This window comes from Vaginisenegalia massiliensis, from assembly GCF_900604935.1.
GTDB classification, from domain to species: domain Bacteria; phylum Bacillota; class Bacilli; order Lactobacillales; family Aerococcaceae; genus Vaginisenegalia; species Vaginisenegalia massiliensis.
Genome location: NZ_UWPC01000003.1, coordinates 151,427 through 171,435, shown reverse-complemented (window position 1 = coordinate 171,435; position 20,009 = coordinate 151,427). Strand labels below are relative to the sequence as shown.

At 40.3% G+C, this 20,009-nt stretch carries 17 protein-coding genes; 1 reads left to right on the top strand and 16 read right to left on the bottom strand.

Going from position 1 to position 20,009, the window contains the following annotated elements; genetic code table 11:
• Positions 1-48 precede the first annotated feature (48 nt).
• From EIH20_RS02985 to EIH20_RS02945, 9 genes are all read right to left on the bottom strand, one after another.
• The gene (locus tag EIH20_RS02985) at positions 49-1,959 is read right to left on the bottom strand and encodes a DUF2207 domain-containing protein (RefSeq protein WP_124057880.1); all 1,911 of its coding nucleotides are present in this window, start codon (positions 1,957-1,959) and stop codon (positions 49-51) included.
• Positions 1,960-2,086: 127 nt separating this feature from the next.
• A complete protein-coding gene (locus tag EIH20_RS02980; RefSeq protein WP_164470842.1) occupies positions 2,087-2,932 on the bottom strand; it encodes a two-component system regulatory protein YycI in 846 nt (281 codons plus the stop codon).
• A 1-nt stretch (position 2,933) separates the two neighbouring features.
• Positions 2,934-4,319 carry a YycH family regulatory protein gene (locus tag EIH20_RS02975; protein WP_124057878.1) on the bottom strand — a complete coding sequence of 462 codons (1,386 nt, stop codon included), beginning with the start codon at positions 4,317-4,319 and terminating at the stop codon, positions 2,934-2,936.
• Entirely contained in the window at positions 4,319-6,187 is a 1,869-nt protein-coding gene (gene walK / locus EIH20_RS02970; RefSeq protein WP_124057877.1) for a cell wall metabolism sensor histidine kinase WalK, read from the bottom strand. The genes EIH20_RS02975 and walK overlap by 1 nt, the downstream gene beginning before the upstream one ends.
• A 3-nt stretch (positions 6,188-6,190) precedes the next feature.
• Positions 6,191-6,901: a response regulator YycF gene (yycF, locus tag EIH20_RS02965; RefSeq protein ID WP_124057876.1), complete on the bottom strand. Its 711-nt coding sequence runs from the start codon at positions 6,899-6,901 to the stop codon at positions 6,191-6,193.
• Between the two features lie 165 nt (positions 6,902-7,066).
• Positions 7,067-8,449 (bottom strand): L,D-transpeptidase family protein, encoded by a 1,383-nt coding sequence (locus tag EIH20_RS02960; protein WP_124057875.1) that lies wholly within the window; start codon positions 8,447-8,449, stop codon positions 7,067-7,069.
• Between the two features lie 98 nt (positions 8,450-8,547).
• Positions 8,548-9,378 (bottom strand): Cof-type HAD-IIB family hydrolase, encoded by an 831-nt coding sequence (locus EIH20_RS02955; protein WP_124057874.1) that lies wholly within the window; start codon positions 9,376-9,378, stop codon positions 8,548-8,550.
• A gap of 1 nt (position 9,379) precedes the next feature.
• The gene (locus EIH20_RS02950; protein ID WP_124057873.1) at positions 9,380-10,048 is read right to left on the bottom strand and encodes an O-methyltransferase; all 669 of its coding nucleotides are present in this window, start codon (positions 10,046-10,048) and stop codon (positions 9,380-9,382) included.
• An 86-nt stretch (positions 10,049-10,134) separates the two neighbouring features.
• Complete coding sequence (locus tag EIH20_RS02945; protein ID WP_124057872.1) at positions 10,135-11,535, bottom strand: hemolysin family protein; 1,401 nt, start codon at positions 11,533-11,535, stop codon at positions 10,135-10,137.
• Positions 11,536-11,727: 192 nt separating this feature from the next.
• On the opposite strand from EIH20_RS02945, the gene cbpA reads away from it, so the two are divergent.
• The gene (gene cbpA, locus EIH20_RS02940; RefSeq protein WP_277423377.1) at positions 11,728-12,363 is read left to right on the top strand and encodes a cyclic di-AMP binding protein CbpA; all 636 of its coding nucleotides are present in this window, start codon (positions 11,728-11,730) and stop codon (positions 12,361-12,363) included.
• Positions 12,364-12,460: 97 nt separating this feature from the next.
• On the opposite strand, the gene EIH20_RS02935 is transcribed toward cbpA, so the two are convergent.
• From EIH20_RS02935 to EIH20_RS02905, 7 genes are all read right to left on the bottom strand, one after another.
• On the bottom strand, positions 12,461-13,120 hold the full coding sequence (locus EIH20_RS02935; RefSeq protein ID WP_124057870.1) for an MBL fold metallo-hydrolase: 660 nt from the start codon (positions 13,118-13,120) through the stop codon (positions 12,461-12,463).
• 30 nt (positions 13,121-13,150) lie between these two features.
• Positions 13,151-14,299: an alanine racemase gene (gene alr / locus EIH20_RS02930; protein WP_124057869.1), complete on the bottom strand. Its 1,149-nt coding sequence runs from the start codon at positions 14,297-14,299 to the stop codon at positions 13,151-13,153.
• A gap of 31 nt (positions 14,300-14,330) precedes the next feature.
• Positions 14,331-14,726, bottom strand: a complete 396-nt coding sequence (acpS, locus tag EIH20_RS02925; protein WP_241152367.1) for a holo-ACP synthase — start codon at positions 14,724-14,726, stop codon at positions 14,331-14,333.
• Between the two features lie 23 nt (positions 14,727-14,749).
• Positions 14,750-16,240: a degradosome RNA helicase CshA gene (cshA, locus tag EIH20_RS02920; protein ID WP_124057867.1), complete on the bottom strand. Its 1,491-nt coding sequence runs from the start codon at positions 16,238-16,240 to the stop codon at positions 14,750-14,752.
• Between the two features lie 228 nt (positions 16,241-16,468).
• Positions 16,469-17,875, bottom strand: coding sequence for a UDP-N-acetylmuramoyl-tripeptide--D-alanyl-D-alanine ligase (locus tag EIH20_RS02915; protein ID WP_124057866.1), 1,407 nt, complete (start codon positions 17,873-17,875; stop codon positions 16,469-16,471).
• 106 nt (positions 17,876-17,981) lie between these two features.
• Complete coding sequence (locus EIH20_RS02910; RefSeq protein WP_124057865.1) at positions 17,982-19,067, bottom strand: D-alanine--D-alanine ligase; 1,086 nt, start codon at positions 19,065-19,067, stop codon at positions 17,982-17,984.
• 21 nt (positions 19,068-19,088) lie between these two features.
• Positions 19,089-19,844 (bottom strand): hypothetical protein, encoded by a 756-nt coding sequence (locus EIH20_RS02905; RefSeq protein WP_124057864.1) that lies wholly within the window; start codon positions 19,842-19,844, stop codon positions 19,089-19,091.
• Between the last annotated feature and the right edge of the window lie 165 nt (positions 19,845-20,009).

Sequence of the window (20,009 nt, the reverse complement as noted above, 5' to 3'; positions counted from 1 at the left end):
AATTGCATAACTTACCACTTTCTAAATTTAGATTGATTGGAGCTTGGTTTAGAATCCACTTGAACCTGATCCGCCACCGAAACCACCGGAGGAGCCACCAGAGAAGCCCCCACCGAAACCACCGGAGTTAGAACCTGAATAGCCCCCACTCGAACCAGTCGATTTAGGCGTCGCTGTTGAAATAGAATTGCGAACAGAGTAACGCATGGTATGGGCTAAAATATAAGGATCATTCATGCCACCGTTAATGAGACGCCCTTGAGCTAACTCACCTGGATTAAATTCCATATTCATCGCATCGACAACCTTATCAGCTACTCCGAGCGAAACAGCATACACAAGGTATTCTTCCCATAAGGCTAGCGACCCAATTTCCCGCATATTGAATTGACCAATATCGTGTAACATTTGCTTAAATCCTTGCCACTCTTGCTTCATTTGGTCTTGTTTAGCTGAGCGAATTGGCCACTTACTCATCGAAACGAGTAAAATTACTAAAGCAAGCACAGAAATGGCCGCTGCTATTAATACATAAGGTACCCATTCTGGTTTAGCATTCAATGCCATGATTAAGGACAAACCACTACCCCCAATGGTGGCAAATAAAGCAAAGGCTGACCATAGTGACGCTTGCAAAGTTTCTTTGGTTGCTTTCTGAGCAATCTGCTCGCCTTTAACAGCCGCTGAATCGCGGAACTTAGTCCAATAATCATATTGTTTTCGGCGGAAACTTTCTGAATCATTCATCCGGTCTTCTAACTCTTCTAGCGTAATCGATTGTTTTTCTGGTTGGACATAGTGGAGGGCTTGAAGCTCATGCCGCAGCAAATTCGATTCAGCTGGCGGATTTACTGTCGGACTAATTTGAACAGTGGTGGAAATACCGTTAGATAAGAAACCTCGTTTTTGGCGAGCCACTTCCTCTACTTCAATATAGCCTTTGCGAGCTAAGTCTAGAATCGTCGCAGCAAAATCATCTTCGTTCGGATTATTTCTTAACACAGCTGCAGCCATTATAGCCGGTGTGATATCTTCAGGTAATTCATATATATGCTGAGGTAAATGAACAGGATTTGGATTAGCCCGCTTACGGTTACGCAAATAAACCCAGAAAGCTCTTAATAAAACCAAAGGAGCTAACAAACATGATGCTGTTAAAGCAAGCATTTCAGTTAAACGATTTCGTTCATAAGCCGCTTTATCAGCTTTAATTTGCTTCTCTTCTTGGGCAATGATATCCGCTTTCTTAGCTTGATCGACCCGATTTTGATTTTGCGGTGTTAAGGCCGTAGGGAATAACGCATGGATTTCAACGAATTGATTGGCAGGATTATCCTTAACTTGAGCATGAATCACACTATGCGAACCTTGTCGGTTCAATTCAATAATCCCTTGAGGAGCACCATGAGCCCACGCTCTTAGGTCTTCCTTCTTATCGACTTTACCTGGTAAGCTAATCTTGATATCCGCATCAAAAGGTTCATCGGTATGCGAACCAATAATTTTACGATTTAGCACGGCTGTGTCACGATAATTGGTCACTAAATCTTTCATCGTATATTCAAAGACGAAGGTTACTTGAGCATTGTTGGTCGGATGATAGGCTTTAAACTCAATCTCATTTGTTCCGCGTGATACTTCGAAGTTACGATCCTGACCAAAATAAGTTTCTTCAAAATATTGGATTTTCTTAGTTTTAGGATCAAGAATACCGACTCGATAAGCGGTCACTTCAGATCCTTGCGTGTCTAAAACAAACTTGGCTCCATTCATATGCTCAGCATCATAAGTTTGAAAATCTTTAAAATGAACACTGCCATCTGATTGAACATCAGCTTGAATTTCTTGTTTGATAAAATCATAATTTACTTCCTGAGCCTGAACCAAGCTTGTGTGTGAGCTCAACAAACAAAGTAAAACCATGAAAAATGACACTAAACAACGAATCCCATTACGCATATCTACTTCATCCTCCCAAATCTATTACCCATATTTTATCAGTTTATTTACTGTAATGATAGGTAAAGGCCCGTCGGAAAAGTGAAATTTGTATGAAGACTGATTGTCTAGTGTCATGCAAATAAGGTTACTCACCTGGATTATGATTAAGTACTTGACCACGAATCGCATCGACTAACATCGACTTGGTAACACCATCACTCCGATAATAGATAATTTCCCATGCAGGAGAAAAGATACTGAAATCTTTAGTCGCCATATACCGAAAATACGTCAACCCAATATGCTGAATCTTAGAATCATTCGGCAGATAGGTCTCAATCCGTTGATCAAGGAAAGTCACGGCTTCTTTGGCAGAAATTAACTGAATAGGCTGTTCTAGTGCATAAAAGTTAGTCTGATAATTTTGAGAATACGAGACCATCTGATAGTTCTGGTCTAATTGAATACGCAAATCAGCTGATCCATCTACAATTGCCTTCCCATCATAGGCGCTCATACGAAAAATAATCAGACGAGATGAAGGTATATACCACCAATGCGTATATTGGTCACCAAAGAGAAACATTTCGCCATTCTTTAAGAAGTTATCTCGAATTATCTGAGCTTGGTCTTTAGATAAGCCTGTTGACTGATTATTTAGGCCCACACCTAGATCCACTGGCGCGTTAAAGGTCGAATTAAGGGTGCCATTAGCATCAACGACAGCCTTTTGATTCTTTAACTGACCGAGATTATCTTGTAAGAGCTGAAGTTTCGGAGCTTTGACAATGGGCAAATGAACGCGATCGGCGTCCAAGGGTTTTGATAGACTAATATTACGACCTTTTAAATCATCTTCGATGTTCGTATAGGTCGTAGTCGTATTAACTTGATCGGCGTAGTTGAACTTATTGTACAACTGCGTAACCAAATAACAATTGAAAAGGAAGAAGATTAAAACCAACAAGACTTGAATTCGCTTAAAGTCCATCTTACTCCCCCTCTGTATTAGACTCTTGTGCTTGATCTTGTTTAGCAAGATCGCCATGAGTAATTTGATCTAAGGAATATTGCCGTCCATTCACTTCGACATACCACTTAGGTATCAAGGTCACCACTTGAAAATTCTGCATATCCGGTTGCCATTCATATACCAATTGAATATCGGATATTCGATCTAGATTAACACCGGCACCCGTAAGAGTTGTGACTAGTTCATCCGCCGATAGAAGAGGAATATCCTGACTCATATCATCGATATTAGCCATCAAAATCACGGTTGGTTTTTCAAAACGATAGACTTCTGAACCTGGTGTATTTCGCATATAAACTTTTAAAGCCCCATAATCTTCGATGCTTGAATGACTGTATATAGGAAACCCATCGAGGAAACGACGATAAGTGACCATATTGTTTCGAATACCATCATAGCGTAAGCCTTGTCGCCAATAGGCATTTTCAGCTACTGGTTTAAAACTTTCACGTAGCTTCTGCTCTTCCGAAATCTTTTCGCGGTTAGAAATCGAATTGGTTGTAATAGTCATTAACTGTTTACTACCAAAGATAGTCAGCGTGGATTGATAATTTTGATAACTCTTAGTATCCGTCGTATTGGCTTGCGAAATCACGAAATCTGAGTTAGGAAATACTGAAGAGATGAACATATTTTCCGGAATTTTTTCTAAGATATAGGTCTTACTTTTGATAACTTGCTCATTCACAGGCAAGTAGACCGACTTGTCTTTTAGGTCATAACGATCAACCGATAACCAATTTTCTTTGACTTTATTCACTTGGTTGAAACAGTCCGCCAGATCAAAATCTGTACTTAGTTCCACCTCGATGAAAGATTTCGTTCGGGTATCAACCACATAAGCCAAGCGCTTGTCTGAATCTGGAATTAAAATCCGATCCAACTTAAAAGGGGTTTCCTGGTTATTGCCTAGATTGATAAGACTATCCACTAAGCTTAACGGAACCGATTGACGGAAATCAAATTCAATATAATCTTGCTCATATAGAGCTTGATAATCCTCTAGATTTCGATTAATTCGAATGTCCCTCACCTGGATAGGAGCATGTTGAATTTTAACTAAAAGACTTTCCAAGGTTGGGTAGTGATTCAAATCAAACAGACGATTACCCTTAGCCAGATAAGCCGTGGTTGGGAAAACCGCTTCTTCAAATTTTACATGAGCCGGTTGATAATAGGCAGACAATTGCTCTTGATTATTTTGAATCGTCTTGGTCGCGACTTCCTCTTGTGATAAATACTTAGATAATGGATGAGAATTGAAGACCAGTAAATAGGATAAGGCGATACTGGTTAACACAAACATGGCTAAAAAGAAGGATAAAAAAGGAAAACGTCGTTTCATTAATCATCCCACCCTTCATCAATCGCGCTGTCATATGGTGAATAAGGTAATTCAAAGATAAAGGTTGACCCTTTACCCTCGACACTTTCAGCCCAAATACGGCCGCCATGCATTTCGATCACTTCTTTAGAAATAGCTAAACCTAAACCTGTTCCTCCTTGTTCACGGGAACGGGCTTTATCTACCCGATAAAATCGTTCAAATAAATGAGGTAAATCCTTCTGAGGAATTCCCAAACCTTGGTCTGAGATACTTAATAGAACATTGGAATGGTTCTCTTCGATTTTCACTTCAATCTTACCGCCATCTGGGGAATACTTAATGGCATTATTTAAGATATTATCAATAACTTGCGTCATTCGATCTTGATCTAATTCCACATAGAGGTCACGACTGGTAAAATCACGAACGATACGATATTTCTTCACCCGTTGATTATTCTGGTCACTCTCAAGGGTAAAATCAAACCGATCGAGAATATGTGAGACCATCCGCGTAAAGTTAACAAACTCTTTGTTGAACTTCAATTGACCACCATCTAGTTTGGATAAATCCAATAGATTACCAATCATCCGCATCATCCGATTTGCTTCAGATTGAATAACCTCCAAAAATTGCGGCGCAATATCCGGGTTCTGCCAAGCTCCCTCGGACAAAGCCTCTGAATAGGACTTAATACTTGTCAATGGAGTCCGTAATTCGTGAGATACATTAGATACGAAATCGCGACGTTCTTGCTCGGTCTTCTCTTGTTCAGTGACATCAGTTAAGACACAAACCAGACCCGTAACGAAACCCGTCTCCCGACGAATAATCGAAAATTCGCCCTTAAGAATGGTGCGTTGATGGTGTCCATCTAGTCGATTGATTAATATCTCGGTTTCTTGTTGCAATAAATTCTTAAGCGTCAATTTTTCACCAATATCCAAAAGGCGAATAATGGAGCGTCCTACTGCTTGTTCTTGACTAATGCCTAGGAGATACAGAGCTCGATCATTAACTAAAAGGATATTTCCCCGGCGATCAGTCGCGATAACCCCGTCAGTCATGTGACGCAAGACCCCATCCAAACGTTGACGTTCAGATTCGGTCGAATCTTGGGCCTCTTTTACTTTAACAGCCAGTTCATTAATCGTAATGGCTAACTCACCAAGTTCATCTTGCCCATAAACCGTCGCTGGGTAGTTATAGATCCCTTCTGAGATACGAATGGCTTGTTGCCGCATATTTTCAATTGGACGGGTTAAACCTTGTGATAATAATAAGGACACGCCAAAAGTAACCGCCACTGCCACAGCTGCCGATTTAATAAAGAGATTCATAATGGCTGTTGTCTGTTCATAGACCTGATTCATACCTGCTTTAACGGAAACAGCCCCGACCACTTCTCCCGTATCAGGTGAAAGGATGGGTTTAATCAAGTTATAAGAGTGCTGACCATTTTCAGCATTGTAGCGTTCTTCAGCAAAAGACCGTTGGTTAACCAAGACATTCTTAACATCCAATTCATTGGTTTTTGCCCCAACCGCATTTTGCTGAACCTTAAAGTTAGTAGCTACGACATACTCTTCCGTGTTAATAATCAGGACTTCAGTCGGATTAGCCGAAGTAAAAGTTTCTAGCGTCTGGGTCAGACGTGCACTTTTGACATCTTTGGCCAGATTCATATCCGCCATAATCGGACTCGCATTGGTCACTAGAAAATCAACTTGGGTATTGATTTGCTCTTTAAAATTACTGACCGACTGTACTTCCAATTGATTGATGAAGAAAACACCAATCACTTGAAAAGCAATCAGTAAAATAAAGATGAATAGTAAGGGTATCTTAATATAAATGGATTGGAAAAATTTGTAGGATCGTTTCATAACCTAAGCTTCCTGATCAGGATTTTTTAAGAAATAACCCACTCCGCGTCGGGTGACAATATAAGACGGATGACTTGGTAAATCTTCAATCTTTTCCCGTAAACGACGAATGGTCACATCCACTGTCCGTACATCGCCAAAATAATCATATCCCCATACAGTCTCTAAGAGATGCTCACGGGTCATCACTTGGCCGATATGTTTAGCTAAATAATGCAATAGTTCAAATTCACGATGGGTGAGTTCAATCTCTTGACCACGCTTAGAAATAATATAAGCGTCTTGATGAACCGTTAATTCACCGATCACAATTTCGTTGGCCTTAGTGTCATCTTGTTGATTACCTTCTTGTAAAGCATTTCGACGTAAATTAGCCTTAACACGAGCGATTAATTCCCGGTTAGAAAAAGGTTTAGTCACATAATCATCAGCGCCTAATTCAAGACCTAAGACCTTATCGATTTCTGAATCTTTGGCCGTTAACATAATAATAGGCACCAAACTTTTCTTGCGAATTTCACGGCAAACTTCTAAACCATCTACCTTAGGTAACATCAAATCCAAAATCACAAGGTCAGGATTCACTTCTTCAAATTGACTTAAGGCTTCTTCACCATCATAAGCTTTCTCAATTTCATATCCTTCGTTGGATAAATTAAAGGCAATGATATCTGAGATTGGCTTTTCATCATCGACTACTAGAATCTTTTTCATCTACTCACTCCTTGTCAGGTTCAAGACCATGCGTAAGCTTCTGCATACCCTATATACTTAAGAATCTATCATTTCCATTATACCTTTTAGCTATGATTAGTCAAAGACTGGATTAGCTTAAGGTTAGAATTAAATAAGGGCTTGTCAACCAAGCCCTCTATATTTTTAAAAGATAATAACGGGGGTGCCTTCTTGGACTAAATCAAAGACTTGAGGCATGACTGCCGGAGAAATATTCACACATCCATTGGACCCATTGGTCAAATAGAAATCCCCACCAAAAGTTGGCTGCCAGCCTGCATCATGCAAGCCTTGTCCAATTTGATCGAACGGCATCCAATAAGCCACCGGTGACGCATATTTTTTACCGGTTAAGCCATTGACCCCACGCAAGGTGGCATTACGCTCTTTGCCCCAGATAGCATAAGCACCTGGAACCGTTTCAGATACCCCTTTTAAACCCGTAACGACCGGGGTTTCTAATTGCTTCTTACCATCGATATAAATAAACATGGTTTGGTGGGCGATATCCACTTCTACATAAGTATTACCAATATCATCCGTCCCACTATTGTTATAACCGGTACCGACAATGGCTGGTTCGCGGGTCACTTCTTTACCCGCTTTTAAATCCTGAGCGATTTGGGCAGCCTCAGTCTCACTGTCAATCGACCAACCTAAAGTCCCTGGTTGAACTTGGACTTGACCACTTAAGGTTGAATTGAAGGTTCTGGTTTTATTGAAGGTAGCATACTGATCGTTCAAACCTTTAACAAATTCTTGGATCTTGCCTTGGTCGAAAACAATTTGATTATTGGCATCAAAGCTCATCCATTTCATCACATCAGTCTTAGCGATAGGGATTTTCTTATCCTTAATCTTTAAGGTTAATTTAACCTGACTAGCTTGATCAATTTGCTTCATGAATTGGGTAATCTTCTTATCCGTACTCAAGATTTTTGGTGTTTTATAAGCTTCTTTAATATCTATTTCATTCTGACCTTTCTGAATACCATCAATCATCATGGTTTGAACCTTAGCTAGATCAACTTGATTACCCGCCTTTTCAGGAGTGACAAAATAACCACGTTCATCGGCATAATCGATTTTCGCATCTTGAGCTGGATGGCGTTTTTGGTTATCCAAGCCAATGGAAGTGAGAGCCTTACTTAAGGCTTCACCATCAAATTGAACATGTTGACTCAATACTTGATCGTATTTCGTTGTCTTGAAATAAGCCAACAGCCAAAAGCGAGGATCTTGCGAAAGATATTTTTCTTTCAAAACACCTTTTGTCTCAATTTTCCCTTTTAACTCGCCCACACTAAATTTACCGATTTCTTGACCTTGTTCTTTAACCGACAAGGTCTTTTTATTTAGTTCGTCTTCAAGTTTTTTCTGAGCTTGGTCTAATTTCAAATTGCTAATATCCACTGAACCGAATTTGGTATTTGCTTGAAAACGATCTGCATAATAACCAATTCCGGCTCCATAGCCTATTCCTATAATAATCAACAGTCCTAAAATAATCCCAATTGTTTTCTTCACTTAGTCACCACCTGTCCCCTTCTCTATACAGCCTCATTCAAATACAAATTTTAGCATCATTGTGTGAAGAAAGTATAAACTTACTATTAAATTATATCCTATTTTTCTAAAATATGTTTGTTTATCGCTTGGGATACCCCTGCTTGATCATTGGTCCCGGTTACATACTTGGCTGCTGCTTTAACCATAGGTTGGGCATTACCCATCGCTACTGAGTAGCCAGCATACTGTAACATCTCAATGTCATTCAATTGATCGCCGATGGTCATGACCTGCTCAGCAGGAATGTGTAGATAATCCGCTAAATCAGCCACCGCTTGACCCTTGTTGACACCCAAAGCAAAGAATTCAATAATGACATCCTTACTGCGTACCATACTGCATTGTTCTTTAAGCTCATTTGGAATCTGTGCTTGAACTCGATCCAATTCTTCTTTAGGACCCATAAGTAGAACTTTGGTTAAATCCTCAACAGCAGAAAAAGCTTCATCGGTTACCGGAATCACTGGCATAGCCAAGGTAGCCGCATCAGCCACAATATGAGGATTCGGCAGCTGGCTGCCGGTAAGGAAAATGGTCTCATCATTCAAACCAATTAATTGAGTTAGTTTGACATCTTGTTGATGGAAGAAAGCTAGAATAGCTTGGCGAATGGTAGGCGAAATAATATGTCGCTTAACAACTTCTAAACTTGGATAGGCTAAGGTTAAGGCTCCATTATGAAGAATGAGATAACCTTCTTTCTTCAGGTTCGGCATTCCTTGTATAAAGCGTTCCACCCCTGGATAGGTCCGCCCCGTGCAAATTAATGTCTCAACCCCAGCTTTTTGGGCCAATTCTAAGCTAGCTACATTTTCTGAAATTAACTGAGTTTGACTCGATAAAAATGTGCCATCAAGATCAATTGCCAACATTTTTACAGGCAACATATTATCCTTCCTTTCTTACCATTAATAATCCATCTCCTAAAGGAACTAAACAAGATCGATGACAAGGATCGTTAAGGACTGTCTGATGAAGTTCATTTAATTTGCGATGGATTTTGCGAACGCGTTTTGGCCGATCGGCTTCATCTTCTAGAATGGTCCCCCCTTGGAAAACATCATCAATAACAAGTACGCCCCCGACCTTCAAAAGTCGCATGCACTCGGGATAAAACTCAATATATTTGGCCTTAGCTGAATCCATAAAGATAAGATCATAGGGCCCAGATAAAGTAGGCAGGACTTCGGCCGCATCTCCTTCAATAATTGAAATACGGTCGCTTAAGCCCAACTTGGCAAAATTTTCTTTGGCGCGCTCGTACATCAACGCATAACGATCAATGGTGGTCAAATGACCATCCAGTTGTAAGTGTTGAGCCATAAGTGAAGCAGAAAACCCAATGGCCGTCCCAATTTCTAAGATATCTTTTGGTTGAATGGTGGCGCAAAAGAAATCTAAAAACTTAGCCGTTTCATGAGGAATAATTGGAATACCCAATTCGTTAGCAAAGGCTTCAAGTTGGCCTAATTGTCCCGGAAACTTAGCCTGAGCTGTCCGCATATATTCAACCAGTTCCGGCATGACTACCGGACGATACATCATTTCATTTAACATGATTATCTCCTTTTTATCAAAAAGGAACGAATCGCCCCGAGGTCTCGCTTAGTTCGGTTTCTCTTGGCAAATTCGTTCCCTAGAAATTAAATATTATAGTCGTAATTCTCTTCGGATTCATAATGATCATCATCGTGACCATTGTAATCTAAATCATTGATATCATATTCCACTTGCAAGTTACGATCGGGATCATAGACCACATGAATTCCTCGAATCCGTCCGTTCTCGATTTGGGTAGTCGTTAGGACGTGATCATTCATTCGCACCGAAACGCGTTCATCATCATCGGGTACATAACCGATCTGGTGAATAATCATCCCGGCAATCGTATCGACATCTTCCGAATGCAACTTCTCATGGAAAATTTGGTTATATTTATCTAAAGGTAAGATACCATCGATATAATAGTTATGTTCGTCCACTTTACGAATGGTTTTTGAAGCTGTATCGGACTCGTCTTCAATTTCACCGACAATTTCTTCAATGAGGTCTTCTAGAGTGACTATCCCTTCGACTCCCCCATACTCATCTTTGAGAATCGCCATATGCTGTTGCTCACGACGAAATTCTAAGAGCAGATCGTCAATATATATAGTAGAAGGAACAAACAGTGGCTCATTGGCAATCTCAAGTAGATTAATATTTTCAAAACCAACCTGACGAGAAGCCTTCAAGACATTCTTCACGTGGATGACCCCAATGACATTATCCTTATCTTCTTCATATAATGGAATTCGCGAATAAGGACTTGTTAATAACTCTTCTAAATTTTCAATGATATCATCTTCAATATCAATCATTTGAGTATCTGTCCGCGGAACCATTACTTCGCGCGCTAACTTAGAATCAAGTGATAGAACCCCTTGAAGCATAGAGAACTCCTCTAAGTCAATCGCTCCATCGTTACGTGAATTGTCTAATAAAGCCTTCATCTCACTTCGGGTAAACTTCTCTTCTTCCTTGGTGAAATCAATAGGGGTTAACCGCTTTAACAAACCGGTCGAAGCCGATAACAAGATAACAAACGGTTTGGTTATACGCTGTACAATCGAGATAAAACCTGCTGTTAAGAGAGCGACCTTCTCAGGCATCTGCAAAGCAACTTGCTTAGGATACAATTCCCCTAAGACCAAGGTAAAGTAAGATAAAATTAAAGTGACGATAAGAATGGCAATTTGTTTGCCACCCCAAATACCTGGGATATAGCGCATGATCAAGTCAGCAAAAGTTGTGGCCGCCGAAGCACTGGAGAAGAAACCAGCTAGGGTGATGACAACCTGAATTGTGGCTAAGAAATCGTCAGAATTATCTAGAAGTCTAAGCACACGCTTAGCTTTACGATTACCTGTTTCTGCCATTTGTTTCATTTTCTGTTGATTTAGTGAAACGAAAGCAATCTCTGTTGCTGCACAAACGGCATTAATCAAGGTCAAGAATAGAATAATAAATAATTGGGTAATTAATGAATTCCCCAAGGGGTCCATAGTTATTTCTCCTTTATATCACAAGTCAATTTTTTACATATATCATTAATATAGAAAAAATTACAGCAAAAAGCAAGAAATAGCGAAAAATTAATGATTAAAATATTAGAATTAAATGAGAACATCGTTGCTTTTGCTCTAATTGTTTGTTATGATTAGCTAGATAAATCAGCAGAAAGGAGTATTCACAACTTGATTCAATCTCTCATAATTCCTAAAAAAAATTTAGTGTGTATACCCGAATCTTGTAATTGTCTGGATGCTCTCTCAATTTTAGAAGATAACTCACAACGTTGTGCCCCTGTTCTAGACGCAACCAACACCTTATATCGTGGCAATATATATCGCTACCACATCTATCAATATCATTTCCACCATCCAGAAGTCGACTTGCGGACCCTTCCAGTGACTCCCTTCTTGAAAAACACAACCCGGGTGGTACACGAAGAAGATTCTTTCTTCAAGATGTTCTTCAGCATGGCCGACTTACCCTATATTGCTGTCTTGAATCAACAAAATTCCTTTGTCGGTATCGTCAATCATAGCCAAATGCTAGATTTCTTCAGCCAAGCCTTGGCTATCGATGAAGCAGGTTGGCTCTTAGAAGTTCAAACTATAGGCGCCAAAGGCGAGCTCAGTAAGATTGCTAAATTAATCAATCGTCATTGCGATATCACCGCTTGTACAACCTTTGAACAGACGGAATATGACACGCCTAGTCGTTGTCTCTTTATCCTGCCGAATTATTTAGATCAATTGAGCTTTAACCTCTTGGTGCGGGATTTGACACGTCGCGGATATATGATTAATCACGACAAAATTAATTAACACTAATGAATATACCCCTCGTTTCCTTTTAGAAACGAGGGGTATTTATTTTGCTAGGATTAAGTTAACAACGAAACAAAAGATAAGCCATCTTATTCTAAAGAGAGTGTTTATCAGCTTGACGAAAGACCTCAAAGAAAGGATTTTGTTTCAATTCATCAGCCACAGTCGTCATTGGCCCATGGCCTGGATAGAGGACATAGTGAGAAGGCAAGCCGATTAATTGATCAGCAATTGACCGCATCAATTGAGGGTAATCGCCACCTTCTAAATCGGTACGACCAATCGACCCCTTAAATATGGTATCCCCAACTATAGCTAGGCCATCCTCAGCAAAGAGATAGGCTACATGACCTGGACTATGACCCGGAACAAAGACGACTTCAAAGTGAAAATCCCCTACTTGGTGTTGCCCCATATGAGACCATTCATATTCACACGGCTGAACAATAATCGGATCAACCGGGAAGCTCAAGGATAAGTTCAAAGCCGGATTCGTTAAAAAACTTGCTTCAATCGGGTGAACATAGGCTGGGATAGCAAACGTCTGACGAATTTGATCTAAGGCACCGATATGATCAAAATGAGCGTGGGTCAAGAGCACCGCCTGTGGCTGCCAACCTGAGGATTGAATCCAATGAATCAATTCATCAGCTTGAGCTCCCGGATCGATAATCAAAGCTCGATTAGCCTCATCAATCACACAATAGGTATTTTCTTGAGCCATACCTACTATCATTTGCTCTACTCTTAACATCCAATCGCCCCTTTAATCCTTACAGATTGTTTAGTCTTTTAGATAAATTCGTGGCACCCGCGGACCAATTCCACAAAGAATTTCATAAGAAATAGTATCGAGTTTTCGCGCAAGATCCGATACGTGGTTAGTTAGACCACCATCGTCCCCAATAAAGGTTACCAAGGTTCCCACTGGATATGCTTTAGGTAATTTTACCATCATTTGGTCCATATTAATAATACCAACGACTGGACAAGCTTGACCATCAATCAAGACATCCACTGCCTTATAACGACGGAACCAACCATCCGCATAACCCATTGGAATTGTAGCGATCCATTCATCTTGACTGGCTTCATAAGTAGCACCATAAGAAATCTTCGTTCCTTTTGGCACTTGTTTAACATACACAATCTCAGAAATTAATTGAAGAGCGGGTTTCAAATCAAACCCTGGACTCGGTATTTGATCTTTTGGATCCAAGCCATACATTGAAATTCCCAAACGAACGATATCACTTTGCGGTTGCTTAGGATACCACATACCCATGGCCGAATTAGCAAAGTGTCGTAAGCTAACTTCTTCCGGTAAAACAGCCGTCAATTCCAACCATTTTTCCCATTGATAGTCGATATAGGTTGGATCGCCGCCACCTGCGGTCGAGAAATGAGTAAAGGCTCCTTGCCAGTCAATCCAATCATACGAGGCAACAGTCGCTTTAAAGGCTTCAATTTCTGCCACACTGGTTAAACCAATACGACTCATACCCGTATCTAAAGCTAGATGGAAAGGTAATTGATATAGACTTAATAAAGATAATTGGTCTGTATCAGCTAATTGTTGATAAGCCTCTACAAAGAAGTCAGCCGAAGAAACGGTAATGGTGATATGGTAATGCAAGATTTCAGCAATCCCTCGAGGATCGGTTAAACCTAGCACTAGAATCGGCACTTGAATTAAGCCCGACTTACGTAACTCGATGGCTTCATCCACTGAGGCCACACACAAACCTTGAGCACCAGCTTCCATGGCAGCACGGGCTACTTGTTCCGCTCCATGGCCATAACCGTTAGCTTTGACAGTAGCATAAAGGACTTGATTAGGTTGCATGGTGGCCAAAACTTGTTTGACATTATGTTGGATGGCATTTAAATCGACAATAGCTTGGGTAGGGCGATGTTCACTTGGTTCAATCATAATTTTTAGCTCCTTTATTTTGTCTCTTTTGTTAGTTAAGCTTAGCAAAATATTTCGCTAAAGCCTCGTTAATCACTTGTTCTGTTGATTCGATCAATACGGTAGCCGTCGCATAGTTTCGACTATGACTAATCGATACTTGGACCCCCTGGGTCAAGGGGCCTTCTTGTAAATACGGTTGTCCGTTCTTATGATAACCGATACTGATTTGTTTCATCTGGATGCGTCCCAATCCGGTTCCTAGGGCTTTGACATAAGCTTCTTTAACGCAAAAACGCCCCGCTAAAAATTCAATTTGGCGTGGATATGGCATAGATGCAAATAAAAAAGACTCAGATGGACTAAGAACGCGATTAGAAAAGTGCGGATGGCGGTCGTATGCCGCCTGAATCCGTTCAATTTCTATAATATCCGTTCCTATTCTCATCTGAATCCCCTCTTTAATTTGGATTAAGCTTGACGTTTTTTAATTTTGTAGGCTTTGTGGCTGCCTTCTTTTTTGCCGGCTTTATCATCGTAGCGTCTAGACCGATCGGATTTACCCGCTTTATAGCCTTTCCCGCCGCCTTGACGACTACCCGAACGATTGCCTGAACGTTTAGCCTCTTTTTTATTAGCGTTTGGTAAAGGTCTTTGCGGTGAAATAGCCACTTGAACTTGACTATTGTCACTGATTAGTTGGCTCAAAAGAGCGGCTACAAGATCATTAGCTGGGTAATGTTGTAATAATAATTTAGCCGTATTAAAGTGTTGCGCCGCTTGCCCTGACTCCAACATCTCATTGGCTTGATCAATCAATTGTTGAATTTGCCCAGCTTGAGCTTCTTGAACAGTTGGTGGTTTCATCGGCATCATTTCTTTACGAGTTAAATGTTCAATCGTTCGTAAATAAGGCATTTCCATTGGGGTAACGAAGGTAATGGATACCCCATCATTTCCCGCCCGGCCTGTCCGACCAATACGGTGAACATAGCTCTCAGGATCTTGAGTAATATCGTAGTTATAGACATGGGTCACACCCGAAATGTCTAAACCACGAGCGGCTACATCGGTTGCCACTAAGATTTCAAGTTGTCCTTTACGGAAGGTGTTGATTACTGAGGTCCGTTTTTGTTGAACAATATCGCCATGGATACATTCAGCATTATAACCACGTAGGCCTAATCCACGAGTTACTTCATCTACCCGTTTTTTGGTTCGGCAGAAGATAATCGCTTGCGTTGGGTTTTGGACATCAATTAAGCGCGTTAAAATATCAAATTTCTCATCATCACGACATTTGATAAAATGCTGCTCAATCAAGTCAGCTGTCATTTCTTTAGCTTCAATTCGAATTTGGGTTGGTTCTTTTAAGAACTGTTTGCTTAGAGACTTAATAGCTGGTGACATGGTCGCCGAGAACATCAACGTTTGACGATTTTCTGGTGTTTCTTCCACAATCGCTTTGACATCTTCAATAAAGCCCATATTAAGCATTTCATCTGCTTCATCAAGAACTAAAGTTTGTAAGTCTTGTAATTTTAAAGCTTTACGCTTAATTAAATCTAGAATACGTCCTGGCGTACCCACAACGATTTGAGGTCGGTTTGTCCGTAAGCGTTCTAATTGCTTACCAATTGGTGATCCTCCGTAGACAACATAGACACGAGCCCGTTGACCCTTACCTAAACGGAATAGTTCTTCTTGAACTTGAATCGCTAATTCCCGAGTTGGAGCTACAACTAAAGCTTGAACGCTTTTGTTGCTGTCATCCAATTTATTTAAGATAGGTAAACCAAAAGCGGCTGTTTTACCAGTCCCGGTTTGTGCTTGACCAATCATGTCACGGCCTTCTAAGGCTACTGGTAATGCTTGTTGTTGAATCGGAGTTGGGGCTTCGAAGCCCAACTCTTGCAATGAATCTAAAATAGGTTGTTTCAGGTTAAATTCTGTAAATTTCAATCAATTTCCTCTTTTTCTTTTGTTTTTTGCTTCAGCAATGGGTGTCGCGAGTATCTAAGCGCTGTTTTTTTCAAGCAAAAAACCGCACTGACGGTGGCACAAGCAAGAAACTTGTGTTGTTTGCCATGCGGTCCATAACATTCATAATAACACAGTGACACTCTGTAAGTCTTATAAGTGAGTGTAACACTAATCGAAAGTGAACACAATGCTTATTCAAAATTATCCTTAATCTTTGACCTTTTTGCCTGTCAAGGCTGTCACAACTTGAAGCAAATCAGTACCAAAACTAGACTTCACAAGAACGATATCATCTTCTTGGATATCAGCTTCTAAAGCCGCCACTAAACGGTCGTGTTGACTTTCTTCATAGAAAATTTGGTCCTTAGCATATTTATCTTTAATCTCATCAGCTAAGTAAGCCATATAAGGACCAAATAAATATACTTTGTCAATGACTTGTGGATCCAAGCCTTGGCTTAAGTGACGGTGGAAATATTCCGTTTGATCGCCTAACTCCCGAATGTCACCTAGGACAGCTATCTTACGTCCTGTTGCTTCCATTTTAGCTGTCGCGAGTGTCTTAAGAACGGCCATCATCGAAGTTGGACTCGCATTATAGGCATCATTCAGTAAATTAGCCCCATTTAAAGTCTTTAACCATTCCAAGCGATTCTTGGTCAATTGGAATTGGGCTAATTGGAAAATGGCTTGCTCCAATGGTACTTGCAATTCTTTAGCAATCGACAAAGCGATTAATGCGTTGGAAACATTGTAAGAGCCAATGACTGGAATCATACAACGCACGTTAGGATCCAAATTGGTCTTGAAATAGGTGCCTGCTTGTTCTTCCACTAAATCATAAGCATAGGCATCAAAGCTTGAATCAAAACCAAATGACCGCATTTGAATCGACTTAGTTAGCTCTGGCATCTGGCTTTGAATCAAGGGTTCATTACCAGGATAAATGAAGACGCCATCTTCTTTCAAGCCTGCTAAAATCTCTAGCTTAGCTTGCGCAATCCCTGCCCGTGAACCTAAAAATTCTAAGTGAGATTCACCTATCAGAGTAATCGCCGCAATATCTGGTTGAGCAATTTGACTCAATAATTCAATCTCTTTGAACTCACTCATACCCATTTCACAGACTAATACCTCGGTATCAGCCGGCATCTGCAAAATTGTGTAAGGCCCGCCAATTTCATTATTATAATTGCCTTGGGTTTTATGAACGTGGTATTTAGCCGCTAAACAGGCTGCCGTCATATCTTTAGTCGTCGTCTTTCCGTTCGACCCTGTAATGCCCACAACAATCGGATTATGCAAGCGGCGATAATAAGCGGCTAAATCTTGCATGGCTTTCAAGGTGTCGTCCACGAAGATGACGGCTATTTGATCGCTCGGTGCTTGATCAGCTGACCGGGACCAGAAAGTCGCTACTGCTCCATTTTCAATGGCTTTTTGTACATAGTCATGACCATCAGTTGCCCCACCTACTAGAGGAACAAACAATGACCCTGGTGTGACTTTCCGTGAATCGAATTCAACTGAAGTGACCTCAATAAACCGATCCTTAGCCGTGTAGTCAATAGCTTTAACCTCTTTTACAATATCCATAAATTTAATTGCTTTCATTTTCACTCACCTATCGCTTGATTTAATCGATTTACCCTCTATTGGCTCAATAAAAGCGCCACCCAACTCGAATCGAGGATAGATAGCGCTCATTCAACTTTAGCCATTACTCAGGCGTGCTCAAAGATTGTTTAATTTCATGTTGGCGTAAGGCTAACTGCAATAATTCCTCAATCAAATCTCGCGTTTCTAATCCAGTTTCTTTCCATAAGCAAGGATACATACTATATGGAGTAAAGCCTGGCATAGTATTGATTTCATTGATGTAGATGTCATGATTACTTGTCACAAAGAAGTCTGCACGAGATAATCCATGCCCATCTAAAGCCCGATATGCTTTTAGGGCGTATTCTTGGATTTTTTGGCTTACAGCTTCAGGTAAATCAGCCGGGATTTCCATTTGGACAGTGTTATTGATATATTTTTCATCATAGTCATAGAAGTCAACTTCTTTTAATAAGTGCCCTACAACACTGACATGAGCATCATCATTACCCAAGATTGCTACTTCACATTCTTCAGCCTTGATACCTTGTTCTACCACAATGCGGCGATCAAATTTCAAAGCTAAATCAACGGCTTGGCGTAATTCTTCGCTATTTGTAGCTTGAGAAATACCCACGCTTGACCCCATGTTTGCTGGTTTAATGAATAGAGGATATAAAAGATTGCCTTCGCATTTTTGGATGAGTGCGTCTGCATCTTCGCTCCATTCACGGCCGTCAAAGGCTACATAAGGTACTTGTGGAATACCCGCTTGATGGAATAATTGCTTAGACATGACTTTATCCATCCCACAAGCTGAACCCGTCACACCACAACCAACATAAGGCATATCCAAAACTTCCAAGAACCCTTGAATGGTGCCATCTTCACCATTTGGTCCATGTAGGATAGGGAAAACAATGGTATCTTCTTCTGCGATTTGACCTGGATTAATTCGAACCCCTGTTGAAGAAACTTCAGGATCAGTCGACCAAGATGGCAAGGTTGCTTCTTTAAGAATCAGCATTTGGCTAGTAGCTGGAGCTTCTTCTAATAATGGTCCTTTTAACCATTGACCGGTCTTCGTAATATAAATCGGTTGAACTTGGTAATAGTTATACATAATCGATTGAGCAATATTTTGGGCAGAGATAATTGAAATATCATGCTCTGCTGATTTTCCACCATATAATAAGATAATTTTCATATAAAATTCCTCCGTTGCTTGCTAAAATGCTTCTCCTATAGTGACTTGCCATTGTTCAGATGTCAGATCGTAACTGATAAAGCCCTCTTGTTCATCTAAATCTTGTTGTTGTGTTAATAAGGTTAATTCATCTTCAATAATCATCAAAGGAATTATCCATCGCGATCCCGAAGCGAAGGCTTGGGAAAAATTGACTTTCAAACCAGACGCGAACAAAGGAGCAAGGTCCTCAACCAAGTCTGGCGGAAAAGGAGCGACTTTCTCTTTACGAGCAAAAATAAAATTCTTGCCTTCATTGACTAAATCAAAAACTTTTTCGCGGATTACCCGACGAAAACGAGGATAGAAATGAACCATATGCCTGTAATATACCTTATTTAAACCGTTAGGTAGGGTAAGATAAACAAAATTATTTTGTAATTTATAGAAAAAAGCTGAACGCAAACTCATATTAGCATGGAATAAATATAATAATTCCGCTACTTCCGTCGGCGTTAATTGGTGCATCATTTCTATCGTCTCAAAGTCAATCCAATTGGACATCCGAATATGTTCCCGTTCGCACGTTTGCATATAGGAAGTGACTTCAGCGCGACCCCGAAGCATCTTAAAGTTAGTTTGAGCATCAAAGCGCCCATACTCGGCTGGCGCTTCAGCTAAAATTAAATTATTGGGTAGATAATGCTCATCAAAGTCAATCGATAAGAGATCGATTCCTCGAGTCATTATGTGGTTCGTGACCGAATCATAATGAATATATAAGTTGAATCGGCTCATTTCTAACCCCCCTTCTAATGCATTTCAAAGAATATTTTACTATTTTTACCATCATAATAAAAGCAGAACTGGCATAAATCACAAAAAAACACGCAAATATTTCCCCATTTTATGTAACGAAGGCCTATATGATTCCATTTAAACATAAAAAGCCTCAGTTTGAGC